The organism is Vibrio aestuarianus (assembly GCF_012395185.1).
GTDB classification, from domain to species: domain Bacteria; phylum Pseudomonadota; class Gammaproteobacteria; order Enterobacterales; family Vibrionaceae; genus Vibrio; species Vibrio aestuarianus.
On record NZ_JAAZTU010000012.1, the window covers coordinates 68,655 to 90,336 of the forward strand.

At 43.3% G+C, this 21,682-nt stretch carries 17 protein-coding genes and 2 pseudogenes; 14 read left to right on the plus strand and 5 right to left on the minus strand.

Annotated features, from left to right (window positions below):
- Positions 1–107 precede the first annotated feature (107 nt).
- Positions 108–1,976 (plus strand): methyl-accepting chemotaxis protein, encoded by a 1,869-nt coding sequence (locus HGG78_RS07855; RefSeq protein ID WP_172532540.1) that lies wholly within the window; start codon positions 108–110, stop codon positions 1,974–1,976.
- Positions 1,977–2,069: 93 nt separating this feature from the next.
- Here HGG78_RS07855 and HGG78_RS07860 read toward each other — a convergent pair whose 3' ends face one another.
- Positions 2,070–3,422, minus strand: a complete 1,353-nt coding sequence (locus HGG78_RS07860; RefSeq protein ID WP_168524259.1) for an alpha-amylase family protein — start codon at positions 3,420–3,422, stop codon at positions 2,070–2,072.
- 259 nt (positions 3,423–3,681) lie between these two features.
- Between HGG78_RS07860 and HGG78_RS18915 the strand changes: the two are divergent.
- A pseudogene (locus tag HGG78_RS18915) lies at positions 3,682–3,759 on the plus strand (disulfide bond formation protein DsbA); the annotation flags it as partial.
- Positions 3,760–3,952: 193 nt separating this feature from the next.
- Here the strand turns inward: HGG78_RS18915 and HGG78_RS07865 are convergent.
- Both HGG78_RS07865 and HGG78_RS07870 read right to left on the minus strand, forming a co-directional pair.
- Positions 3,953–4,153, minus strand: coding sequence for a restriction endonuclease subunit S domain-containing protein (locus HGG78_RS07865; protein WP_172532541.1), 201 nt, complete (start codon positions 4,151–4,153; stop codon positions 3,953–3,955).
- A 58-nt stretch (positions 4,154–4,211) separates the two neighbouring features.
- Positions 4,212–6,128, minus strand: coding sequence for a methyl-accepting chemotaxis protein (locus tag HGG78_RS07870; protein WP_172532570.1), 1,917 nt, complete (start codon positions 6,126–6,128; stop codon positions 4,212–4,214).
- Between the two features lie 279 nt (positions 6,129–6,407).
- Between HGG78_RS07870 and HGG78_RS07875 the strand changes: the two genes are divergently transcribed.
- From HGG78_RS07875 to HGG78_RS07915, 9 genes are all read left to right on the plus strand, one after another.
- Positions 6,408–7,364, plus strand: a complete 957-nt coding sequence (locus tag HGG78_RS07875) for an AAA family ATPase (RefSeq protein ID WP_172532542.1) — start codon at positions 6,408–6,410, stop codon at positions 7,362–7,364.
- Between the two features lie 14 nt (positions 7,365–7,378).
- Positions 7,379–8,347, plus strand: coding sequence for a DUF58 domain-containing protein (locus tag HGG78_RS07880; protein WP_172532543.1), 969 nt, complete (start codon positions 7,379–7,381; stop codon positions 8,345–8,347).
- The gene (locus HGG78_RS07885) at positions 8,344–8,814 is read left to right on the plus strand and encodes a DUF4381 domain-containing protein (RefSeq protein WP_172532544.1); all 471 of its coding nucleotides are present in this window, start codon (positions 8,344–8,346) and stop codon (positions 8,812–8,814) included. Before HGG78_RS07880 ends, HGG78_RS07885 begins: the two co-directional genes overlap by 4 nt.
- 7 nt (positions 8,815–8,821) lie before the next feature.
- The gene (locus HGG78_RS07890; protein ID WP_172532545.1) at positions 8,822–9,790 is read left to right on the plus strand and encodes a vWA domain-containing protein; all 969 of its coding nucleotides are present in this window, start codon (positions 8,822–8,824) and stop codon (positions 9,788–9,790) included.
- A complete protein-coding gene (locus HGG78_RS07895) occupies positions 9,783–11,732 on the plus strand; it encodes a vWA domain-containing protein (protein WP_172532546.1) in 1,950 nt (649 codons plus the stop codon). The genes HGG78_RS07890 and HGG78_RS07895 overlap by 8 nt, the downstream gene beginning before the upstream one ends.
- 2 nt (positions 11,733–11,734) lie before the next feature.
- Positions 11,735–13,384, plus strand: a complete 1,650-nt coding sequence (locus HGG78_RS07900; RefSeq protein WP_216835500.1) for a BatD family protein — start codon at positions 11,735–11,737, stop codon at positions 13,382–13,384.
- Between the two features lie 75 nt (positions 13,385–13,459).
- Positions 13,460–14,179, plus strand: a complete 720-nt coding sequence (locus HGG78_RS07905) for an SIMPL domain-containing protein (RefSeq protein WP_172532548.1) — start codon at positions 13,460–13,462, stop codon at positions 14,177–14,179.
- Positions 14,180–14,277: 98 nt separating this feature from the next.
- Positions 14,278–14,757, plus strand: a complete 480-nt coding sequence (locus HGG78_RS07910) for a L,D-transpeptidase family protein (protein ID WP_172532549.1) — start codon at positions 14,278–14,280, stop codon at positions 14,755–14,757.
- A 276-nt stretch (positions 14,758–15,033) separates the two neighbouring features.
- On the plus strand, positions 15,034–16,026 hold the full coding sequence (locus tag HGG78_RS07915; RefSeq protein WP_172532550.1) for a sensor domain-containing diguanylate cyclase: 993 nt from the start codon (positions 15,034–15,036) through the stop codon (positions 16,024–16,026).
- 83 nt (positions 16,027–16,109) lie between these two features.
- On the opposite strand, the pseudogene HGG78_RS07920 reads toward HGG78_RS07915, so the two are convergent.
- Positions 16,110–16,229 (minus strand): annotated as a pseudogene (locus HGG78_RS07920) (putative quorum-sensing-regulated virulence factor); the annotation flags it as partial.
- Between the two features lie 368 nt (positions 16,230–16,597).
- On the opposite strand from HGG78_RS07920, the gene HGG78_RS07925 reads away from it, so the two are divergent.
- Positions 16,598–17,332 carry a hypothetical protein gene (locus HGG78_RS07925; RefSeq protein WP_172532552.1) on the plus strand — a complete coding sequence of 245 codons (735 nt, stop codon included), beginning with the start codon at positions 16,598–16,600 and terminating at the stop codon, positions 17,330–17,332.
- Positions 17,333–17,708: 376 nt separating this feature from the next.
- Here the strand turns inward: HGG78_RS07925 and HGG78_RS07930 are convergent, their stop codons facing one another.
- Positions 17,709–20,156, minus strand: coding sequence for a beta-mannosidase (locus HGG78_RS07930; protein WP_172532553.1), 2,448 nt, complete (start codon positions 20,154–20,156; stop codon positions 17,709–17,711).
- A gap of 365 nt (positions 20,157–20,521) precedes the next feature.
- Here HGG78_RS07930 and HGG78_RS07935 point away from each other — a divergent pair, with 365 nt between their 5' ends.
- Positions 20,522–20,761, plus strand: coding sequence for a hypothetical protein (locus HGG78_RS07935; RefSeq protein ID WP_053311091.1), 240 nt, complete (start codon positions 20,522–20,524; stop codon positions 20,759–20,761).
- Positions 20,762–20,846: 85 nt separating this feature from the next.
- Complete coding sequence (locus HGG78_RS07940; RefSeq protein ID WP_172532554.1) at positions 20,847–21,431, plus strand: hypothetical protein; 585 nt, start codon at positions 20,847–20,849, stop codon at positions 21,429–21,431.
- Positions 21,432–21,682: the final 251 nt, after the last annotated feature.

The window sequence follows — 21,682 nt, forward strand, 5'->3', positions numbered from 1 at the left end:
ATTTACCAACTAAAGTTCGCGCTTTTACTGGCTGAATGTCTAATCCCTAACTATACATTTACTAATAATATTTTTATTACTAGTTCATTAGATAGAAGGGACTGACTATGAAATTCAGCCACAAGATTGTTGCTGCGTCCTCATTACTATTACTCGCCACCGTGACTTTGCTTACTACACAGCAATATTTAACCGTTCAGGAAGAAATAAAATCCCAAGTAGAAGCAAGTGTAACGGAAATCGTTGATGGGGTTCGTAATACTGCAGGAGCTGAGATTAATAGCCGTAAAGCTATTGCCGCCTATTCAACCAGTATGCTTGAAGTGGATTTATCACCTAACAGTATCTCAAACGTAATTACTCGGCCTGTGGTTAAAAACACCTTCCTGCTTGCTGGTATCGGCTTTGAAAAAGATGGCTCCTACATCAGTAATGACCCATCGTGGAACCCCGGCTCCAGTTGGAACCCACGTATTAGGCCCTGGTACATCGATGCCAAAAATGCAGATAAACTCATCATTACCGCCCCTTATGCCGACTCTGCGACGAATGAAATTTTGGTCTCTATTGCTACCCCGGTAAAAGACAATGGCAAATTTATTGGTGCCATCTTTTACGATGTGAGCTTGGCAGGTCTGGCTGAACTGGTGAATACCGTCAAACTGTTTGATGCTGGTTATGTGTTTATTGTATCTGGAGATGGAACCACCATTGCTCACCCTAAAAAAGAGTTCAATGGTAAACCAATGAAAGATTACTTAGGTGGGACACCTTTGGTAGAAAAACCTCAGCAAGCTGTAATCAATGATAAAACTTACACTGTCGATTTTTCTAAAGTACCTGGTGAAAATTGGTATGTAGGTGTGGTTCTTGATGAGGAGATAGCTTATGCCTCATTAACTAAACTCCGTAACAGTTCAATTATCTATACCTTGATAGCGCTAGTGCTCAGCATTGCGTTACTCTTAGTACTGATTCGCATATTGATGCGTCCGCTCGATGCGCTCAATGAGGCAATACAAAATGTGGCTTCAGGTAACGGAGATTTAACTCAACGCCTTGCAACTGATACTGACCAAGAATTCTCTGTTTTAGCGGTCGGATTTAATACCTTTACTGAAACTCTGCAACAGCGACTGATACAGTCAAAAGCCATTGGTTCAGAAATTCTAAGAGGCTCTGAAATAACCTCGATTGGCTTACAAGAATCAGCTGAAGCGATGCGTGATCAACTGCATGAGTTAGAGCAACTTGCTACTGCCATGCATGAAATGGCAACCACATCCGGTGATGTTGCTAATAATGCCCAAGGTGCAGCATCAGCAGCCAAAGATGCCGATGATGCAACGCAAATAGGTACCAATGTTGTAGCTCAAACAACTCAAGCTATTGATAATCTATCCGCTCGTATTGATGAGGCAGTAACCGAAGTGAGTGCTTTGGAAGGTGCAACATCAAACATTGAAACGATTTTAAAAGTGATCAACGACATTGCGGATCAAACCAACTTATTGGCATTGAATGCGGCTATTGAGGCAGCTCGTGCTGGAGATTCAGGTCGCGGCTTTGCTGTGGTAGCGGATGAGGTTCGAACGCTTGCCCAGCGAACTCAACAATCAACCACCGAAATTCGTAATATGATTGAAAAACTGCAATCAAGTGCCACCTCCGTTGCAAGTGCTATGAATCACAGTAAGAATACGGCTGGCGAGGCGGTAAATAGTGCACAAGAAGCTAACGAAGCGCTACTGCAGATTCGAAATGCAATCCAGCAAATCAGCGATATGAATATTCAAATCGCTTCTGCCGCTGAAGAGCAGAGTCTAGTTGCCGAGGAGATAAACAATAATACGGTAAAAATTAAAGATCTTTCTGTTCAAGTCGCAGATGCAGCTGACAGCGCTAACATCGCGATGCAGTCTCAAACCGAGAATATTCGCGAGCAGGATGCCATTTTGAATAAATTTACGGTGTAATTGTTCATATTGAAACTCATCGCTTAGCACTAAATGAGTTTATTAGATAATGGCGCAAAATCTGCGCCATTGTTTGATGAGAAAGATAAATCGCTATTTAGCCCACAGCATACAACTTGAGCGGCCAACCATTTCAATCTTAATGTTTTTCTCTTTTGGAACAAACACCTGCTGCGATAGAAGATCTATCATCGAACTATCCCACTTAATTTCGACGGTTTGATTACGCAGTGACTTATTCAATACCACTAAGCCTTGATCGCCCCGACTGAACACCAGAAGATCATCATTCGCTTCTAGCGTTTTCATCGGTAGCCCATGCATTTTATTGTGAAATGCAATTCTCGCGGCCATCAAGGGTGTACACCACGCATCTTGCCAACGTGGCAGACCTTGCTTGTTGAGGATACCACTGGTGTTTAAATCAGTATAAATCAAAGGCACGCCACCATCTCGCCCAAGAACGTAGCTATAAGCGAGATCTTCTGAGGCTTCATCCATCACCGAGTCTAAAAACACGTCGTTGTTCGGTATATCATGAGTGATGGCAAACGTAATCGCGCGGCTGTTAGACAGTGCTTGTCCAAAACAATATGGGTCAATGAGCCACTTCAGGCTACCTTTCTTTTGCAGCGCATCAAACACCGTTTGAAACAGCGGAAAATCATAAGCACCCAGCGTAGTTTCCTTTAAATAAGGCTCTAAGAAGATCTGGTATTCTTCTTTTGTTGCGCCGCCATCGGTAATGATTTCACCAAAAATATGCATATCTTGCGTAATGTCATCAACCCACACTTTTTTCAGATGTTCAATGGACATATGTTTTGCCGCATCGATCCTAAAACCTTTTACACCCAACTCTTTTAAGGCTCTTAAATAAGCTTGCTGCTGAGACACCACATGATCATTGTCTCGCAGAGTCGGTAAACCAGGGTCGTGCGCTCCGCCAGTAATGCGCCCATGCTGAACTTGCCAACGGTCTTTCCAATCTTTAATGCCGAAAGCTTCAACAAAATCATCTTCGTCAAATAACGGCTCTTGCAAGTCACCAAATAGACGTATTTTTTGATAATACTCGTGCTTCTGTTGGTAAAGCGTTAACTCTTGGTTACTTGGATACTGTAGATCTAATCGCAGCTTCGATTCATTTGCCATGTGATTAAACACTACATCGACATAGGCTCGTAATCCATGCTCGGCTAGAGCTGCAAGCATCGCTTTAAAGTCATCGGTATCTCCCAGTTGGTTATCAATGACACGATAATCTTGTGGCTGATAACGCTGCCACCACTGAGTACCTTGATCGTTTTTCAACGACTTCATGGCAGGAGAAACTAATACCGTTTTATAGCCTAGTTTAAAAATCTGCTCTGCACGCTCTGCCACTAGGCGATATGGCCAGTCAAACGCATGCAAAATAACATCTGTTGATTGAACATTTGTCATACTTCTAATGTTCCTATTCGTCATGAACGATTTACAAGTTGAAAGAGGCCGAACCTCTCAATGCTTCACTTGCTTCCTTGAGCACGCATCAATATCGCGCACTAAACACTTGTTGAATTATAGGCAACCTAGACACCACGCCATCAGCCTTAATTGAATAAATTTTGTATGAGGTAGAAGGCGTAGAGCAAGATGAAATTGCGCCTAACGAAATACTGGCAAGGTTATCATCAACCAAGATGAGTAATACCGAAAGATGAGAAGATGGTTAGAAGCGGGGATTCTAGCGGTTCCTGCTTTGATAATAGAACAGCGTCATTTAATTTCAGGAGCGTAAACAGCAGAGAGGCTTCAAAAAGTACTGCAAGACATCGCACAGCAGATGCCGACAACACATTAACTCTAGCTATCAAAAAGGGCACAAACGCTATGTTGTGCCCTTTCTATACCCAAACGCGTTAAAGTTGCAGGTAAACAAGCGTATCTAACACCGCTACGGCTGCAAATAGGAAAGGGATAATAATGGTTTGTTAATGAACCGGTGTATCGGTATCAGCAAAGAACTGTCCAAAGTGCTTTTCAAGTACTTCAGGGGTTAATTTGCCATCCGCTTCCAACTGCTTCAATTCTGCCACTATCGCTTTTTGTTCTTCCAACGATGGTAGCTTAACTTCTGGTTCATCAGTTACTTGCTGAGATAGTTGCTCTAGCTCTTTTTCAAAATCGCTCATTGTACTTACCTAAAATTAACGCAATAAGGGGAAGTGTACCGATTTCCCCTTTATGATTCTAGAGCTTAAAGCTACCAACCATTTTGTCTAGACGACCAGAAAGGTCACGCAGTTCTTGGCTCGCTTCTGCAAGTTCTTCTGCAGTACTGGTCGTCACCTCATTGATAGAGTTGATCTCTTCAATATTTTGGTTGATGGTATGAACCACGGTTGATTGCTCTTCAGTTGCGGTTGCAACTTGTGTGTTACGATCCGAAATATCATGGATACGATCAGATATGTTAACCAATACATTCACCGCTTCATCAGAGGCGGATACACCTTCTTGCGTCACTACCTTACCTGATGCCATCGCCGTTACCGCATCTTTTGCATCATTTTGTAACTGGTTAATCATCTTCTGGATCTCTTCCGTTGAGGAAGCAGTACGGCTTGCTAAGTTACGAACTTCATCAGCAACCACAGCAAAACCGCGCCCTTGTTCACCCGCACGTGCCGCTTCGATTGCCGCGTTCAATGCTAGCAAGTTCGTTTGATCTGAGATATCACGGATAACATCCAAAATTGATCCGATATCTTGCGTGGTTGACGCTAGTTGCTCAACGACCTTACCAGTATTTTCAATATCTGCCGCCAAGCGACTGATCGCATCTTTGGCTTTATTGACAACGGCACGCCCTTCATCGGTATTACCAGAAGCTTGATTCGCCGTTTCAGCAGCCGTCGCTGCGTTAGAAGCAATTTCACTAATGGTCGCGCCCATTTGGTTGATCGCGGCAACAACTTGAATCGTTTGATCGCGTTGCTCTTGGCTGTTGTTGTGAGTTCGGTTTGATTTTTCAGAGACACTTTCCGCTGCCGATTGAAGAGCATGACTTGTTGACGCTACTTCTTTCATCGATTGGTGGATTTTCTCAATAAAACCATTAAAGCCAGTAGAAAGCTGAGCTATCTCATCGTTACCTTTCACTTCAATACGTTGAGATAAATCACCGTCACCTTTACCTAAATCGGTAAAACGTTGAGCAATCTGCTTGATTGGGTTGGCAATACTGTTGGCTAAGAAGATACCCATAAAGATGAAAATAGCTGCAACAATCAGTGTTGTGATCAGCATTTTTTGCGCCACAGCTGTCAGGTCGGCAAACACTTCAGCAACAGGTACCGAACCAATAACAAACCAATCCATTGATTTAACATAAGCGCTAGCCACAAACACTTCTTGGCCTTCATAAGTTGCCGTAATGAGGTTAAAGCTGCCTCTGTTCAATAATTGACTGGCTTGTGAACCATAGAGCTGAGTCAACGACGATCTGGCTTTATCCTTGCGCTGATGGATTTGCACAGCACCTTTTGAGTCAGTCAAAAAGACAAACCCCGAATCCTCGATTTTAAAACCATTGAGTAAGTTAACCATGTCGTCCATTGATTTAGACAAACCAGACATGGTATCGCCGCTCACATTTTGGTAGTTGGCGAACATTTTTACCTCACCAGAGGCTTCTTGGAACATACTCACCATGGTGCTTTGCCCTGACTGAGTAAAACCGAAGAACCAACCATCTTGCTGTTGAGTAAGCTGACGCAGAAACCCATTCTGGTTCCAATAATAAGCGGTTTCACGGTTTGCCACTGAAGCATCATTCAATGAGTACTGATTACGCACATTGTTAAGCTGCTTAACCAGCATCGCTTCTGTCGCAGCGTCAAGTTCTGTTTGCTGAACCGCTTGTTTAATAAATTCATTATTGGCGAGTTGTTCTGCAGAAAAGAGTAGCTGCGAAACCTCTCGATCAATCTGACTACTAATTTGTTCAAGCATCGTAGGTAGTTCGATGTCGATTAAGCGGTGCTCTAACACTTCACGGGCTTGGCGCTGCGCCATAACCCCGACAATAATGGTTGAAGCTAGTACAGCAAAGGTAATGCCTATCACCACCTTCTTTTTAATACTCATTGAATTCAATTGGAACATCATTTCTGCCCTTAATTAATGGCTAATTGGGAATAACTGTTACTTATCGCCCGCGTAGGAATTTTCTTGATATTTTTATTGATAAAAACTTATGCGCAAGCATTACCTTTAGAAATGGATAATTGGCCCCCATAATGATAGACGAATATGGCATGATTGCTGAGCTTAGACTAAGTAATCGCTCAACAATTAACCGAACAGTCCGTACTTCACACTTTTAACGGAACTTTTTTAGAAGATAATTCACTAACTGTTCAAAAATTGGGAGAACCAAACCTTATGCAGTCGCTTGCTTTTCAGTCTTTACAACAGCATTTAAACCAACAAGTTATTGGTCAGCAATCGTTAGTAAAACAGTTGCTCGTCGCACTTCTTGCCGATGGGCACATTCTGGTCGAAGGGCCTCCTGGTTTAGCAAAAACACGAGCGGTAAAATCCTTAGCAGACTGCATAGAAGGCGACTTTCATCGTATCCAATTCACACCAGATTTACTGCCTGCAGATCTCACGGGCACGGATATCTTCCGCCCTGAAACAGGCGAGTTTATCTTTCAAGCTGGGCCAATTTTTAACTCTCTCGTCTTAGCCGATGAAATCAACCGCGCGCCAGCTAAAGTACAAGCGGCAATGCTAGAAGCCATGGCAGAGAAGCAAATTACCGCCGGTAGAAAAACCTACCCTCTGCCTGAACTTTTTTTAGTGATGGCGACACAAAACCCGATTGAACAAGAGGGCACCTACCCTCTGCCAGAAGCGCAGCTTGACCGCTTCTTACTGCATTTAAATGTTGACTATCCAGATGCTGAGAATGAACTCGCCATTCTACGCTTAAACCGTGGTGAGGCTCAGGGCGTTGAACAAACCGCACCACCTAAATTGACACAAAGCGATATTTTTGCGGCGCGTCAGGAAGTACTAAATATTCATATGGCTGAACCGATTGAACAATATATCGTACGCTTGGTGATGGCCACTCGCCAACCAGAAAGCTATGACGCGAAACTGGCACAGTGGATAGAGTTAGGAGTAAGTCCACGAGCCACTATTGCTCTTGATCGCTGCGCTCGTGCCCACGCTTGGCTGAACGGTCGTGATTTTGTAAGCCCTGAAGATGTTCAGGCGATGGTCTTTCCTGTATTGCGTCACCGCTTGTTACTGACCTACCAAGCGCAAGCAGAAGGAGTCCATCCAAACCAAGTGATCTCCCATTTACTTTCGTTAGTTGGTAGTGCCTAGCATTAAGGTTTTGTATGCCTAATTCACAGACAAAACATCGTTCTCAGCTCAAAGACAGCGCCCTGCCAGAATATAGTAATGGCGTCAGTTTATCGCTCGAGGAACTGCTTCCATACAAGCAGCAAGCGATACGTTGGTTACCACCAGCGAAAAGCTTGTGGGCTCAATTACTTGGTCAGCATCAAAGTCAACAACTCGGGAGAGGCATGGACTTTGCCGAAGTGCGCCAATATCAGGCGGGTGACGATATCCGCTCGATCGATTGGCGAGTCACTGCACGTACTGGGAAGCCTCATACTAAGTTATTCAGTGAAGAGCGGGAAAAACCCGTCATTTTGTATGTTGACCTCAGCGCATCGATGCAATTTGGCTCTCAATTAATGTTGAAATCGGTGCAAGCCGCGCACATGGCTAGCTTACTCAGTTGGCTAAGTGTGGCGAAAAATGACCGGGTAGGTGCCGTGATCGATACCGGAAATGCGTTAGTTGAACTGAAACCGACCAGCCGTCAAAAAGGTCCGTTGCAGTTGATTCAGCAATTAGTCACGATACAAAACCAGCAGCTCAGTAACCTCACCTCAATCAAGCGAGATGCTCACTCAATGCACAACGGTTTGCTGGCATTGAATCGTTTATGCCCTAAAGGCAGCGAAGTTATTTTGATCAGTGACTTTGTCCATTTTGATGAATCGCTAACCCCATTAGTCAACCAATTGCATCGTCACAACCGTGTGCGAATGGTGCACATTTATGATCCGTTAGAGCAAGGAGAGACCCAATTTCGTGGTTTGGAGCGGGTAACCGATAACCAACAGACGAGCTGGCTCAACTTTTCGACAAATAGTACACGCTTAGGGTTAAAAAAAGCCTTTGAATCTCAAAAAGAAAAACTAAAATCATTGAGTCAATCTATGGCAATTTCTTATACCTCACTCTCAAGTGAGAAACCTTTGCTGCAACAACTATCCGGATATAAAGAATGAAGGAATCATCAACCGCTACACCTTTAGATTTAAGCGCCATGCAACTGCCAGAATTACCATCTTGGTTTCCATTGGCTTGGGGCTGGTGGGCAAGTGCGGCTGGAGTGCTACTTTGCCTGCTGCTGATCGTGCTAGCGATTCGTTGGCGTCGTAAGCGTCTTGCACCGAAAAAAACCGCGCTGCGTTTGCTTAATTCACAATTTAGCCATTTAACACCTTCATCTGCGATTGAGCTGCTTCGTCAAGCGGCTTTGTGTTATTACCCTCGAATGGAAATAGCGCATTTAACCGGGAAAGAGTGGTACACCTTTTTAGATTCTCAAATTTCTGACCCTCTTTTTGTACCTAATGAAAACTTGTGGCAACAGGCTTTATACCAAAAGCAAAATACTGAACAGAACAAAGAACTGATTCAGCATTGCTATCAATGGGTTAATGATGCGTTGCCGCCAAAGAAACGGAGATAGCTAAACTTTGGCAAATATAGAGTTATTGTGGTGGTGGGCGTTAGTGCTGCTACCACTACCGCTGGTTATTTATCGATTCTTACCACCAGTAAAAGAAAGGGCAGCTATTCATCTGCCCTACCTTCCAAAACAAAACCAGATAGCGTCACCACGCAATATCACCATAAAAATTATCGCTACTGCAATTTGGTGTTTGCTGATCCTCGCTGTTGCTCGCCCTGTCTGGTATGGTGACCCGGTAACGACACAGCCTAAGCACCGTGATTTAATGCTTGTGGTTGATCTCTCCTACTCCATGAGTCAAGAAGACATGCAGCAAGGCGGACAATACATAGACCGACTGACTGCGGTCAAAAATGTTCTATCTGATTTTATTCAAAAGCGCGAAGGCGATCGTCTTGGTTTAGTGCTGTTTGCTGATCACGCCTATCTGCAAACGCCATTAACCTTGGATAAAAACACGATTAGCGAGCAGCTAAACCAAGCGGCGCTCAAATTAATTGGTACTCAAACGGCAATGGGTGAAGGCATTGGACTTGCCACCAAAACCTTTATTGATAGTGATGCGCCACAGCGCGTCATGATTCTTCTCAGTGACGGCAGCAACACCTCTGGGGTTTTAGACCCATTAGAAGCTGCGAAGATTGCTAAAAAATACAACACCACCATATACACCGTTGGCGTTGGTGCTGGTGAAATGATGGTCAAAGAGTTTTTCATGACTCGTAAAGTCAACACCGCTCAAGATCTTGATGAAAAGACACTGACTGACATTGCCAACATTACCGGGGGGCAATACTTTAGAGCGCGTAATAGCCAAGACCTCGCCAACATATACGACACCATTAACCAGTTAGAGCCGATTAGCCAAGCGACGCAAACATGGCGTCCTCAAACTGAATGGTTCGGTTACCCGCTTTTGGTAGCACTGATGCTTTGTGTAATTTTGATCGTGATGAGGAGAAACCATGTCTGATTTTGTTTTTCTCAATCCATTATGGCTAATGGCGTTTTTTCCTTTGGCGGCGATTTTACTGTGGTTGACTCTGCGCTCGAAGCAGCAGACCCTTATTGCTCCTCATTTAGCTAAAGCACTAGGCATAACCAACCACAAACGCCAATCGACAGCGCTTTCCTTGCTTGGGCTTTGTTGGTTACTTGCTGTTGTGGCACTTGCCGGACCCAGTTTTCAAACCGAAGCTCGCCCTAGTTACAGTAATAGCAATGCACGTGTACTGGTGATGGATATGTCAATGTCGATGTATGCGACTGATATTAAACCCAACCGTTTGACACAAAGCCGTTATAAGGCGCTCGACTTACTCGCTCACTGGAAAGAAGGCAGCACAGGGCTCATCGCCTATGCCGGTGATGCATTTACCGTGAGCCCACTGACCAGTGACAGCGCCACTATTAGCAATTTATTGCCCAATCTTTCACCGAACATTATGCCTTACTTAGGGGCTGATGCTGCCAGAGGCATTCAATTGGCGATAGAAACGATGACCAATGCTGGCCTTGCTCAAGGGGATATTGTTCTGCTCACCGACGATATTGACTCACAAGAACAAGATGAGATTGAAAAGCTACTCGCAGGGACCAATTGGAAGCTGATTATTATGGGGATAGGAACTCAAGCAGGTGCCCCGATCGTATTGGCCGATGGCTCGATGCTTAAAAATGACGCTGGACAAACCGTGGTCGCTAAGACCAACTTTGCGAATATGCAATCCCTTAGCCAATCAGTGCAAGGTATCTTTACACCAATTCGTCTCGACAATAGCGATATCGATATTATCGTCCGCCTTACTCAAGCAGAAAACCCCAATGTTGGTGCTCAGAACAAACAAACCGTCGAGGACAGAGTGAATAATGGATACTGGTTACTCCTATTGCTTATTATTCCCTGCTTACTTTTATTTCGTCGTGGCTTTATTTTTTCCCTCGCCATCTTGTTTCTTCCGATGCTGCAAAGTCCAAATGCCGAAGCTTCGCCTTGGCTCAACCAAAACCAGCAAGCAAAACAAGCCTTTGATAACGACGACTATCAAGGTGCCAGTGAGCAATTTACTGATTTAGAATGGAAAGGTATTGCCCAATATCAAGCTGGGGATTATGCAGCAGCGGTTAAGACGCTTTCTCAATTACCCAATACAGATGCCCGTTCTCAGTACAATCTCGCTAACGCTTACGCGCAAAATGGCGAGTTAGTAGAAGCCAAAAAACGTTATGAGCAAGTGCTACGCCAACAACCAGACCATGCTGATGCTCAGCACAACCTTGATGTTGTGACTAAAGCTTTACAGCAACAGCAACAGCAACAGCAACAGCAACAGCAACAGCAACAGCAACAGCAACAGCAACAGCAACAGCAACAGCAACAGCAACAGCAACAGTCTGAATCGCAGTCCAATAAGGATCAACAGCAAAACTCACAACAAAACCAAAACAGCGAACAAGATTCTTCCTCTCAGCCATCTGATAGCAACAACGCAGATAACCAGCCAAGCCAATCCCAAAATTCAAAGGGACAGAGTGAGGAACAGCAAACGGCGCAAGACAACCTGCAGCAGTCTGCGGAACAATCGCCCGCAGACAGCAAACCCAACACCGAAGCACAAAAATCTGAGCCATCTCAGCGCGAGAGCGAGCAGGAAAATGCAGACAATTCTCAATCTGCTGATGCCACTCAAACTCAAAACGCCTCAAGTGATGCAGAAAAGGAACAACAATCTGTTGCGGCACAAGCGATGGAAGCTGATAGCAGCCAAACCATTGATCCAGAATTGCGAAAGTTAGAACAAGTGGAAAGCGCCCGTGACCCGAGCCGCTTGCTCAAAGCACAGATGTTCTTACAAGCGAAACAAAGAGAAGAAAGCCAAGTTCAACCTCCACAAAACAACGGTAAAAAGTGGTAATCATGAAACAAGTTAATCGTTCATTTTTTGCTGTCATCATCAGCTTATTCATTGCGCTGAATGCGTTTATCTCCACCGCCTATGCGACGACGCTTTTCGCAAGTGTCAGTAAAAATAAAGTCGTCAAAAATGAAGTCTTTCAGCTGCGAGTCGTAGCTGATGAAAAAGCGTCATCGGACGCGATTGATTTTAGTGTGCTAGAGAATGATTTCTTTCTGGGTCGTCCCAGTTTTGGTACCTCAATGAATATCATCAATGGAGACAGCAGCACCCGCAGTGAATGGAACGTTTCGCTGGCCGCGAATAAGCTCGGAATTATTACTATCCCAAGCTTCACTTTAAATGGAGCCAAAACGCAGCCCATTTCTATTCAGGTTGCCGCTGACACTCAAGAGCCTGAGCAGTCAGATTTGGTTGAAATGCAATCTCATTTAGAACGTAAAGAGCTTTATCCGAATGAAAGTACTTACCTTAATGCGCGCTTAATCATAAAAGCCGATCCTAGAAGGCTGCAAAACCCTCAAATTGCTGCTCCTTCAGCTCAAGGCGTTGAATTAAAGCCAGCCGGAGAAGCAAACCAATATCAAAGCGTATTGGATGGCATTGAAGTCACCGTGGTAGACCAAAAATTCCAAGTCACGGCAAAAGAATCTGGTAGCTTTACTGTATCGGGGCCTGCATTTAAAGGCGGCCTAGTTTATGGCAGCAACCAAACTGGCAATACTCGCCTGATCCAACTTGATGTCCCCGCCAAAACGTTCCCTTTAACCGTATTGCCTAAACCAGAAACTTACCAAGGTACATGGCTACCAACATCTCAATTAACACTTGAGCAAACATGGCGTGATGCAAGCGGTAAAGTGACAACTGACTCCCCCTTCCACACGAAAGTAGGTGAATCATTAACACGTGAATTAGTGTTAACGGTCAAGGGGATCACCCAAGAGCAGCTACCTAATTTAGCCATCAATTATCCTGACACCATACGTGTTTACGCAGAGAAACCGCAATTCACAACATTGGACAATGGTGACGTTAAAATGACGATCAAACAGGTGCTAATTCCGAATACGATCGGCAATATCCAACTTCCAGAAGTGAATGTCACCTGGTGGGACACTCAAAGCAAATCGCAAAAATATAGCAAAGCAAGTGCATTAACTTTGAATGTTGAGAAAGGAGAATGGCTTGATCAATCGTCAGCGACACCGATTACACCACAAAATGTGCAGACAGTGACCGTTAAAGATGCTGGATATTGGCCTTATTTTACCGCTTTCTTCGCCCTACTTTGGGTAGCAACCATGATCGTCGCTTGGGCATTTAGAAATCAATCCTCAGCTCCTACAACAAATTCATACTCGGATCTTAATCAAGAAGATAGCAATGAATACACTCTGCTAAAAAAAGCATTATCCCAAGGTGATGGCGTACAAATCAGTTACGGTTTAACGCAATGGCGCGCTGTCGTTCAACTAACCGAGGAAGAAAAAATAACATTGGATAACGAATTAAACGCACTCAACAAAACACTCTATACAACACAAGAAAGCCCTTGGGATCCTGGAAATTTAGAGAAACTGGTCACTCGTATTCAAAAGCAACAAGCTAAGCGCGCTAAAAATAAAGCGCAACCTCTTGCAAAACTCTAGCGTGCACTTCACGCTTTTAACGCAATGATACGCATATAATAAAGCGTCCCAAAGCCAACATAAGGAAACAGTGACATGCAAATTAAGAGTACATCCTCTGCATTAATTATGGGGTTAAGCGTGATCCTCGGGCTCGGTGTGCTAGGCTTTTTTGTTCAGCAAACTGCCATCAAGTATAAAGAATACGAACGCGTAGTTACTGTAAAGGGGCTCTCCGAAAGAGAATACCCTGCTGATACCGTCATCTGGCCTATTCAATTTACCGTAGCAGACAATGATTTACCGACCATGTTTGCCACCATCGAAAAGCAAACCCAAATGGTGACAGATTTCTTAGCCACCCAAGGTATTGCAGAAAACAACGTTTCTTTATCTTCGCCTGCCGTTATTGATAAAAAAGCGCAGCAATACGGTGGAGACAACGCGGTTGAATTTCGCTATTTAGCCAATCAAACCATCACGGTTTACAGCAATCAAGTTGACTTAGTTCGTGCCGCCATCAACAAACTCGGTAACTTAGGTAAACAAGGTATTGTATTCAACCAAGATCCTTACAACAACCGGGTCAATTACTCATTCTCAGGGCTTAACGACATTAAGCCAGATATGATTGAAGAAGCGACAAAGCAAGCAAGAGAAGTGGCTGAGAAATTCGCCAAAGACTCACAGAGCTCATTAGGCAAGATTAAAAGAGCTTCTCAAGGACAGTTCAGCATTGTTGATCGAGATGACAACACGCCTTACATCAAAAAGATACGAGTAGTTTCGACAGTAGAATATTACCTATCAGATTGATAAAGCCCCAGCATAGGCCAAGAGGAAGACTAGAAATATCTGACTATTCGACACATAATAACGGATATTTCTATTACTTCTGACCATGCAGTATTTCTATGATACGAATGCTATACCTAATTTCGATACTGTCTTGGCCGCTTGTTAGCTACGCTGATGTTGATCTTGTCAAAGTCGATAAATCCAAACGTAGAATGTACTTGCTCGATGGGCAAACCGTAGTTCAGGAATACCGAATTGCTTTAGGAAAAAATCCGCAGGGGCATAAGTTTAAAGAAGGAGATCAACGTACACCAGAAGGTCGCTATTATCTTGATTATATTAGCAATGATTCATCATACTACCGCTCAGTCCACATTACCTATCCGAATCATCAAGATACCATCCTAGCCATGCAAGCTGGGGTGAACCCCGGTGGTGACATAAAAATTCACGGCTTAAAAAACGGCTTTCAAGCAAAGCCAGAATTCATTCAAAGCTTTGATTGGACTGATGGGTGTATTGCCATCACCAATGATCAAATGGATGATTTTCTCAGTCGAGTAAAAATTGGTACCCCCATAGATATCGAGTGGTAGTAAGCGTTCAAAATCGCTCTTCCCTATACCTAAACCACTTGAAATTAAAAGGTTTAAAAGCAAACCAATGAAAGTCTTGCTATATTGATAATTATGCTTTTATACCAAAATTGAAGTTGCAGATAGACAGCAAGTAAATCCAACTCCATGAGCATAGATAAACGATGTAATTGAGTTGGCAAATGTAACCAACACCGCTGCTGTAGCAAATTAAGAAAGATACCGAGCTTTTATTTTATGTATTATTGGTAATAAATACCAAGGAGTAACTGATACATGGACAGTGCAGAAAGTAAGAATAAGTGTTTGAATATTATATTAAATGCAGTACCTGACCATGTGTTTATTTTTTCTGAATCCGGTGAATATCTCAATGTATTTGGTGGAGAAGACAATAACCTTGGTTTCGACTGCAAAAGCTTTATAGGTAAAACCCTCTATGATGTTATGCCCCACACGATGGCACATCAGTGTCATCAATTCATAAAAAAGGCTTTAGAAGGTGAAGATTCACTCGTTATTCAATACAGCTTTAATGAAGAGAATATGATCACCCTACCCGAAGATGTGACTATCAGTGAGGAAGTATGGTTTCAAGGTATTATCAAACCTTTGCCAATGGTCTGCCTAAAAAGCAACCAACGCACCGTGTTATGGACCGCACGCAATATAACCCACCGCTACAACCTAGAAAAAAAACTGAAAACATTAAGTGAAACGGATGAATTAACCGGTTTATTAAACCGACGGGCTTTTATGGCACTGCTCTCCCAAGATATTGAAAACCATCCAGCAATTAGCAGTAACACCTCATTATTAATGCTCGATATTGATCTATTCAAAGAGATTAATGATCACTTAGGGCACTTAGCAGGTGATTACGTTATTAAACACATTACTAGCATTTGTAGTGAAATGATTCCAGCACCACATTATATCGGCAGAATCGGGGGTGAAGAGTTTGCTATTGTATTAAATGAAACGTCAGAGTCTCATGCCTATGACATAGCCGAGAAATTGAGAATCGCGATTCAAAACACCCCTTGTGAAGTTGAAGGTTATATTGTGAATGTCACGGTAAGCATTGGCGTGTCTCAGCTGTTTGAATCTGATACGTCGAGCAAGTACATCCTTTCTCGAACCGACCAAGCTATGTATTACTCAAAGCAACATGGCCGAAACAGAGTCACTATTTTTGATGATGAGGTCGCCAAGCACGCTCAAAATAAAAGTACTCCCACACAAATCAGTTTTAGGAGAGCGACTTAGCTTGATATTTGAATAATTAATCCCCGGCGACTTTTACATCGCTACTATTTAAAATGGCTCTGTATTCAGTCACCACAGTTCAATTACATTCGCTTTAACGGCTTGACGACACCATCTAAACCTTCGATTTTTAGTGCTAAACATAACTTAAGCAACTCTCCCAGTTCAGCGCTTGGCCAACCTTTCTTGTCAAACCGAAGCAAAACAACTGTTTTTGGGGAATTTCTGTATCTCTATCACTTCAACTTACAATTGGACAATTCCTTCTTCACCGCTTCAGGCGATATCCACCCATCGGATAACTTTTGGTATTCCAAAACGCCAAAGGCCACTGTTGTCAGTGGTGGTCTGTTTGCTCGGAAATGGACAAAAGCTCTCACTCACGTTATCCATTGCTGTACTTAGTTTATGCAGAATTTTCGACAAATAATGCCGCATATGACTCTCATGTGAAACATAACGATAATAAATGAGTCCCAAGGCACAACTTGATAATGCGACGGCACACACAAATTGATCAAACCATGTTATGTAGACTGACGCATAAAACCTTAACCAATTAAATAATAAAATGTTTTCTGCTATAAAAAGAATTTTCAGCAAGACCAAACCAAACGACACTCACGAGCAAACCGAACCATGCGCAATACCTTATGATGATTTTTGGAATAAGTTTACTGAGACTTATGCAAGCTTTGCTATCAGAGAAGACAACTTACCAAAACTTGATGGTAGTGCGCGAATCACTATTGAAGGAGTTCTCAAACCTATCATAGTGGCAGATACGTTAAAGGCACAAAGAATCGAGTTACGTCAGATAGGAAAGAAGATCATTTCACATAGATCCTACGTAATGGCTTATTGTAATAACACTGAGAAGTTCAGCTCGTTAGATCAGTACTTGAGCATACTCAATAGTATTAAAGTCGAGTTACCTATAGAAAATCAAAGCGAATTGATATCAGCGATAAGAGAATTATCTCTTTGGTATGCTGTAGTAGCAATCACAGCAGTAGTACTAGATGATTACCATGAGAACGGCTGGTTTCAATGCTACGAACTTCTTTATGATCACCATGCGGATCAATTAGTTGAGCATGGTGAGGCTTTGCAGGAATTATTGAATAGTGCGACAAAGAAAGATGAGTCAAGTCCCGCACACGCAAATGCTCTCTCCAGCCTAATATTGTTGGAAAGATTTATGGAACCATTCCTCAAGAACAACTTGCAAGGTGAGCCTGTAAGCTACAGGTTGCATTCAGTAGCAAGCGCTTTGGAAATGAAAGAGTACATGAAAGAACAGTAGTCGTTAATTAGATAAGAATGATTTTAATCAGGACTCCAGATCTGAGTTACGTCTTTCAACTGAAATTCATAACAATGCAGGCGATGATTTTAGATTAGGAGTTCTGTTTTTGAAAGAAATTGGGAGTTTTCTGTCACGGCCTCTCTGTTGGTAATCATGAACAAAAGTACGGTGATTTCAGTGCCACGATTTACCACTGAGTAATTACGTTAACACCGAATGGGGCAAAACCTTGCTAGCAATGATCGCGCTGAGAAGTGTCTGGGCATTATCGAGTTAGGGAGTGCTATCTACAATGGAGCATTCTTAGTAGGGCGTAAAAGAGCTAGTGATACAATCACAGGCTCTTTTATCTTACGTAGCTCAACCTTCGATTTTAGCTTAGGTAGCTGCCGGCCAAATGGTAAATGTGCAGCTCGGCTTGCAACTCTTCTGCTGTTGCATTACCAATGTAATCGATGGTGACAGGATGGTGAGGTAAAAGGGTAAAACTGGCATCACTGAATCGACCTTTACCGGTAAACTCAGGGTGAACAAAGAAAGCTGGTGCATCAGTTTTGAGTACAACTTGTATCCCTTGATCATTTTTAATTACGTCTGCTGTGATGTTAGCAGCGGCGAGTGGCAAGCGTTTAAATAAATCATCAAACCAAGTGTTGTAAATGACCTCACCTTGGCAGTTCAGCTCGACATGATAGAAGCCTTGCCCTTGGTGTTTTTTTAATGCCTCAGGACTTAATCGCCATAATACCTTGTTGCCGTCTTCTTTAATGACATCAGAGACTAACCAAGCCTCAAGAATGTTCCCTTGCCAGTCGATTAAGGACACTTGCCCTTCTATTTTTCGGACGGCGTGTTCATCATTCAACCCGTGTAAACGCAGCCCACTCTCATCATGAACGAATGTCGTCATTTGCGGAGCAAAGAAGCGTTTGGCATGGTAGTGCAGTTGTTTCCAGCGACCTGAATACTCAATGCTCGACCATGAACTTACAGGCCAGCAGTCGTTCAATTGCCAATAGAGAATACCTCGGCAAATGGGTTTGTTGGCGCGCCAAAATTCGCTGGCGGTTTTTATTGCGAGTGCTTGTTGCACTTGGCTGAGGTAAAGCATTTGTTGAAAGTTGGATGGAAAGCGGAAATAGCGCGTAAACATTTCGGTGATGATGCTATTACCACGGCCGTTTTTTTGGTGCTGTTCAAACGTTGGAGAGGTCACATTCCAATCGCTAGGCTCAGCGAAGGTTTTGACTTCCGGCAGTGATGGCCATGATTGATAACCAAATTCGCTGCAAAAACGTGGTTTAATGCTGTGGTACGCATCTAAGGATTTGCCAGAATGCCATACATCCCAGAAGTGCATATCGCCTTTGTTGTCATCGTGCCAAGCATCACCAAAATCTAGTTCGCCATTGCATGGAGAGCTCGCCCAGAAGCGGCGCGTTGGGTCTTCGGTTTCGACTATTTGTTGCAACACGCGATTAAGCCTGTCGTAGTTCACCACATACTTTTCACGATTGGTACGAGACTCAGGATACCAACCAATGGCACCAATCACTTCGTTGTCACCACACCAAAGTGCGAGACTTGGGTGATCTCGTAGGCGTTTCACTTGGTCACGCACTTCCAGTTCGACATCGGCTAAGAAATCTGGCGTTGATGGATACAGTGCGCAGGCAAACATCAGATCTTGCCAGACCAATAGCCCAAGTTCATCACACAGATCGTAAAACTCGTCTTGCTCGTACATACCGCCGCCCCAAACACGAATCATGTTCATGTTGGCATCGACCGCATCTTGAAGCAGGGTACGATAACGGTCTGAGGTATGCAGCGCTGGCATGGCATCAAGTGGAATCCAGTTCGCCCCTTTGGCCATGATGGCCTTACCGTTGACGATAAAGGTCATCGACGATCCCACTTCGTCTGCTAAAGTTTCGAGTTCTAACTCGCGTAAACCGATTTTCTTGGTGATAGTCTGGCCATCAATTGAGACGACTAACGTGTAAAGAGGCTGCTCGCCATAGCCTGCTGGCCACCATCGCTGCGGGTTCTCAATACTAAAGTTGAGTTGTGTATCGGTTGTGGCTGAGGTTTGCACGTTTAATACGTCTTCACCTAACGGAGAGGTGAGAGTTGCTTCGATCAATGCGCTGGATTCTGAATCTAATACTTCAAGGTCAACACTCACCGCGAGTTCGCACTGTTTGTTTTGCCATATTTGTTTGGTCGTGATGTTGTTAAGTCGATATGCTTGGCGGGCAATCAACTCGATTGGTGCATATACGCCGCTGGTTAGCAAGCAAATCCCCCAATCCCAGCCTGAATGACATTGGGTTTTGCGCAAAGTATTCATATGCGGAATTTGGTTATTACCCACAGCCCAAGGAACCGGGAAAGGCAGCTTTTCAGCGCGAGCGGCAGCCTCTAGATCTGCACGTCTAATCGTGATGGTGAGCGTGTTTTCCCCTTCAACTAAAAATGGGCGAACATCCGTTTGATACAGGCGGAACATGTTGCTGCATTCCAGTACGGTTTCACCGTTGAGCGTAATCTCTGCCATGGTATCGACCATGCTCATGGAGAGGTCGATTACCTCATGGGCAAGGAGTTCTGAAGATACCTCGAAGCTTCGGGTTATTTGCCAGTCGTGTTCAGAGACCCATTGCACGTCTTTTTCATTGGTTGCCCAATAAGGATTGGGGATGAACTCGGCAGTAAGTAAGGCTGAATACACATCGCCCGGTAGTGTTATGTCGGTTTGAATTTCTGAGTTCGTTAGGGATGCTAGGCGCCAATTTCCATCAAGAATTAAACGAGTCATGCCCACTCCTGTATTAGGTTAGATTGAAGTCGTGCCATCATACGAAGCGGTGCCTTTGAATTGGGTGCGCATGAGCAAACATTGATCAAAAACTAAGCCAATTTAATTAAAAATTGGAGCTGGTTCATAGTTTTATCTACAAGTGGAATTTTTGTATATCAAAGTTACCTGAACATAGTTGTTCGAACTTCGAAGCGTACCCCTTCAAATATAGGAACCACTTTACGAAAACGACTTGGGTTCTCAGCCTATAAAATAAGGTATTTTCTTACAGGATTTATCGCTAAAGTTTATCTATGCTCAGCGCGTACAAACTTTCGTATCTTTTACTACGGTTCACTTTTAAGTATCTAACGGAGTACAAAATGAACAGTGACCAAAGAGTAGAAAATCACATAGCTTGGTATTATCGCAGTGGCTTTGTGATGACGCTGATTTTTGTTATCGGACCTCTGGCATTGCCTCTCGTCTGGCTCTCTCCGATAGTCCCTCGATTAACCAAAGGCATTGTTACTCTGGCGATGGTAACGCTCAGTATTTTGTCATATCAAGCATGGCTTGATGTTGAACCTATGGTTACAGAGCTAATGAAGTTGATAAGATGATATCTTTCATTGAGCAATAGAGTAGCACCTAGCCACAATAACCTTCTAAAGCAGCAGTGATAACGATGAAGGTAAAAGAGTATTTATGTGTAATTCTTCATTAATCAGAACTCAATCTTCACCGTCATTACCCCTTTATGGTACTGGAAATAGTGCATATTCTCTCGCTGTAAAAGGCGTAACTAACACTGGCATGAAGAAATTGCCACTTCACCGACCAGACTCTGCTCATGAACAGAAGCTTTTTGAAAATAAAAGGTCTGAAAATCTTACAGGTGGCAAAAATGAGTTAGGCCGTTTAGAAAATGCGATTAGCAGTGTCAACTCCACCACACAAGCATTTATCGTTTCTAAATCTTCGGATTTGAATGTAATACACGATAAGTCGATTAATAAATTTGTATTTCATTCAATTTTTGGGTTTGGAATAAGCCATTCAGATTCATTTGAATGCTATAAAAACCAAAAAATAACTCATGCTGCATTAGCTAAATACTTATTCGGAACGGCCAAATTTGTAACGAGTGCCGGGATGATAAGAAAAGGCAGAGACGGTTGTTATGTCATCGATAATGATTCAGGCCATTATAATCCGGATGCTGAGTCTTTAATGAAGGTTCAATCTGTTCTTGAAAGTTTAGGTTGCTCTGTAAAAATTAAGGCTCGGTGAAAGGTAGATCAAACAAACTGACATATTGACACCAACATAAGATAATAGAGTTTTATTCAATTTAAATGCAAGTAAAGCGGGTTTAAACTAAATAAATATCGCCTTACTTACTCATCATTTATACCCTTCCTACTTGAAGTTGCAGCGGTGTTGGCTACGTTCGCCCACCCCAATCACATAGTTTATCTATGCTCATGGGGATGAACTCACTCGTCTCCTACCTGCAATTTCAAGTAGTTTGGGTATATACA

Excerpts from the sequence above, each read along its gene's own strand:
- HGG78_RS07930 (WP_172532553.1), bottom strand. The coding sequence starts at position 20,156 with ATGACTCGTTTAATTCTTGATGGAAATTGGCGCCTAGCATCCCTAACG.
- HGG78_RS07865 (WP_172532541.1), bottom strand. The coding sequence starts at position 4,153 with ATGAGCGATTTTGAAAAAGAGCTAGAGCAACTATCTCAGCAAGTAACT.
- HGG78_RS07925 (WP_172532552.1), top strand. The coding sequence starts at position 16,598 with ATGTTTTCTGCTATAAAAAGAATTTTCAGCAAGACCAAACCAAACGAC.
- HGG78_RS07915 (WP_172532550.1), top strand. The coding sequence starts at position 15,034 with ATGGACAGTGCAGAAAGTAAGAATAAGTGTTTGAATATTATATTAAAT.
- HGG78_RS07885 (WP_172532544.1), top strand. The coding sequence starts at position 8,344 with ATGAAGGAATCATCAACCGCTACACCTTTAGATTTAAGCGCCATGCAA.
- HGG78_RS07870 (WP_172532570.1), bottom strand. The coding sequence starts at position 6,128 with ATGTTCCAATTGAATTCAATGAGTATTAAAAAGAAGGTGGTGATAGGC.
- HGG78_RS07905 (WP_172532548.1), top strand. The coding sequence starts at position 13,460 with ATGCAAATTAAGAGTACATCCTCTGCATTAATTATGGGGTTAAGCGTG.
- HGG78_RS07875 (WP_172532542.1), top strand. The coding sequence starts at position 6,408 with ATGCAGTCGCTTGCTTTTCAGTCTTTACAACAGCATTTAAACCAACAA.
- HGG78_RS07860 (WP_168524259.1), bottom strand. The coding sequence starts at position 3,422 with ATGACAAATGTTCAATCAACAGATGTTATTTTGCATGCGTTTGACTGG.
- HGG78_RS07895 (WP_172532546.1), top strand. The coding sequence starts at position 9,783 with ATGTCTGATTTTGTTTTTCTCAATCCATTATGGCTAATGGCGTTTTTT.
- HGG78_RS07940 (WP_172532554.1), top strand. The coding sequence starts at position 20,847 with ATGTGTAATTCTTCATTAATCAGAACTCAATCTTCACCGTCATTACCC.
- HGG78_RS07910 (WP_172532549.1), top strand. The coding sequence starts at position 14,278 with ATGATACGAATGCTATACCTAATTTCGATACTGTCTTGGCCGCTTGTT.
- HGG78_RS07855 (WP_172532540.1), top strand. The coding sequence starts at position 108 with ATGAAATTCAGCCACAAGATTGTTGCTGCGTCCTCATTACTATTACTC.
- HGG78_RS07935 (WP_053311091.1), top strand. The coding sequence starts at position 20,522 with ATGAACAGTGACCAAAGAGTAGAAAATCACATAGCTTGGTATTATCGC.
- HGG78_RS07900 (WP_216835500.1), top strand. The coding sequence starts at position 11,735 with ATGAAACAAGTTAATCGTTCATTTTTTGCTGTCATCATCAGCTTATTC.
- HGG78_RS07880 (WP_172532543.1), top strand. The coding sequence starts at position 7,379 with ATGCCTAATTCACAGACAAAACATCGTTCTCAGCTCAAAGACAGCGCC.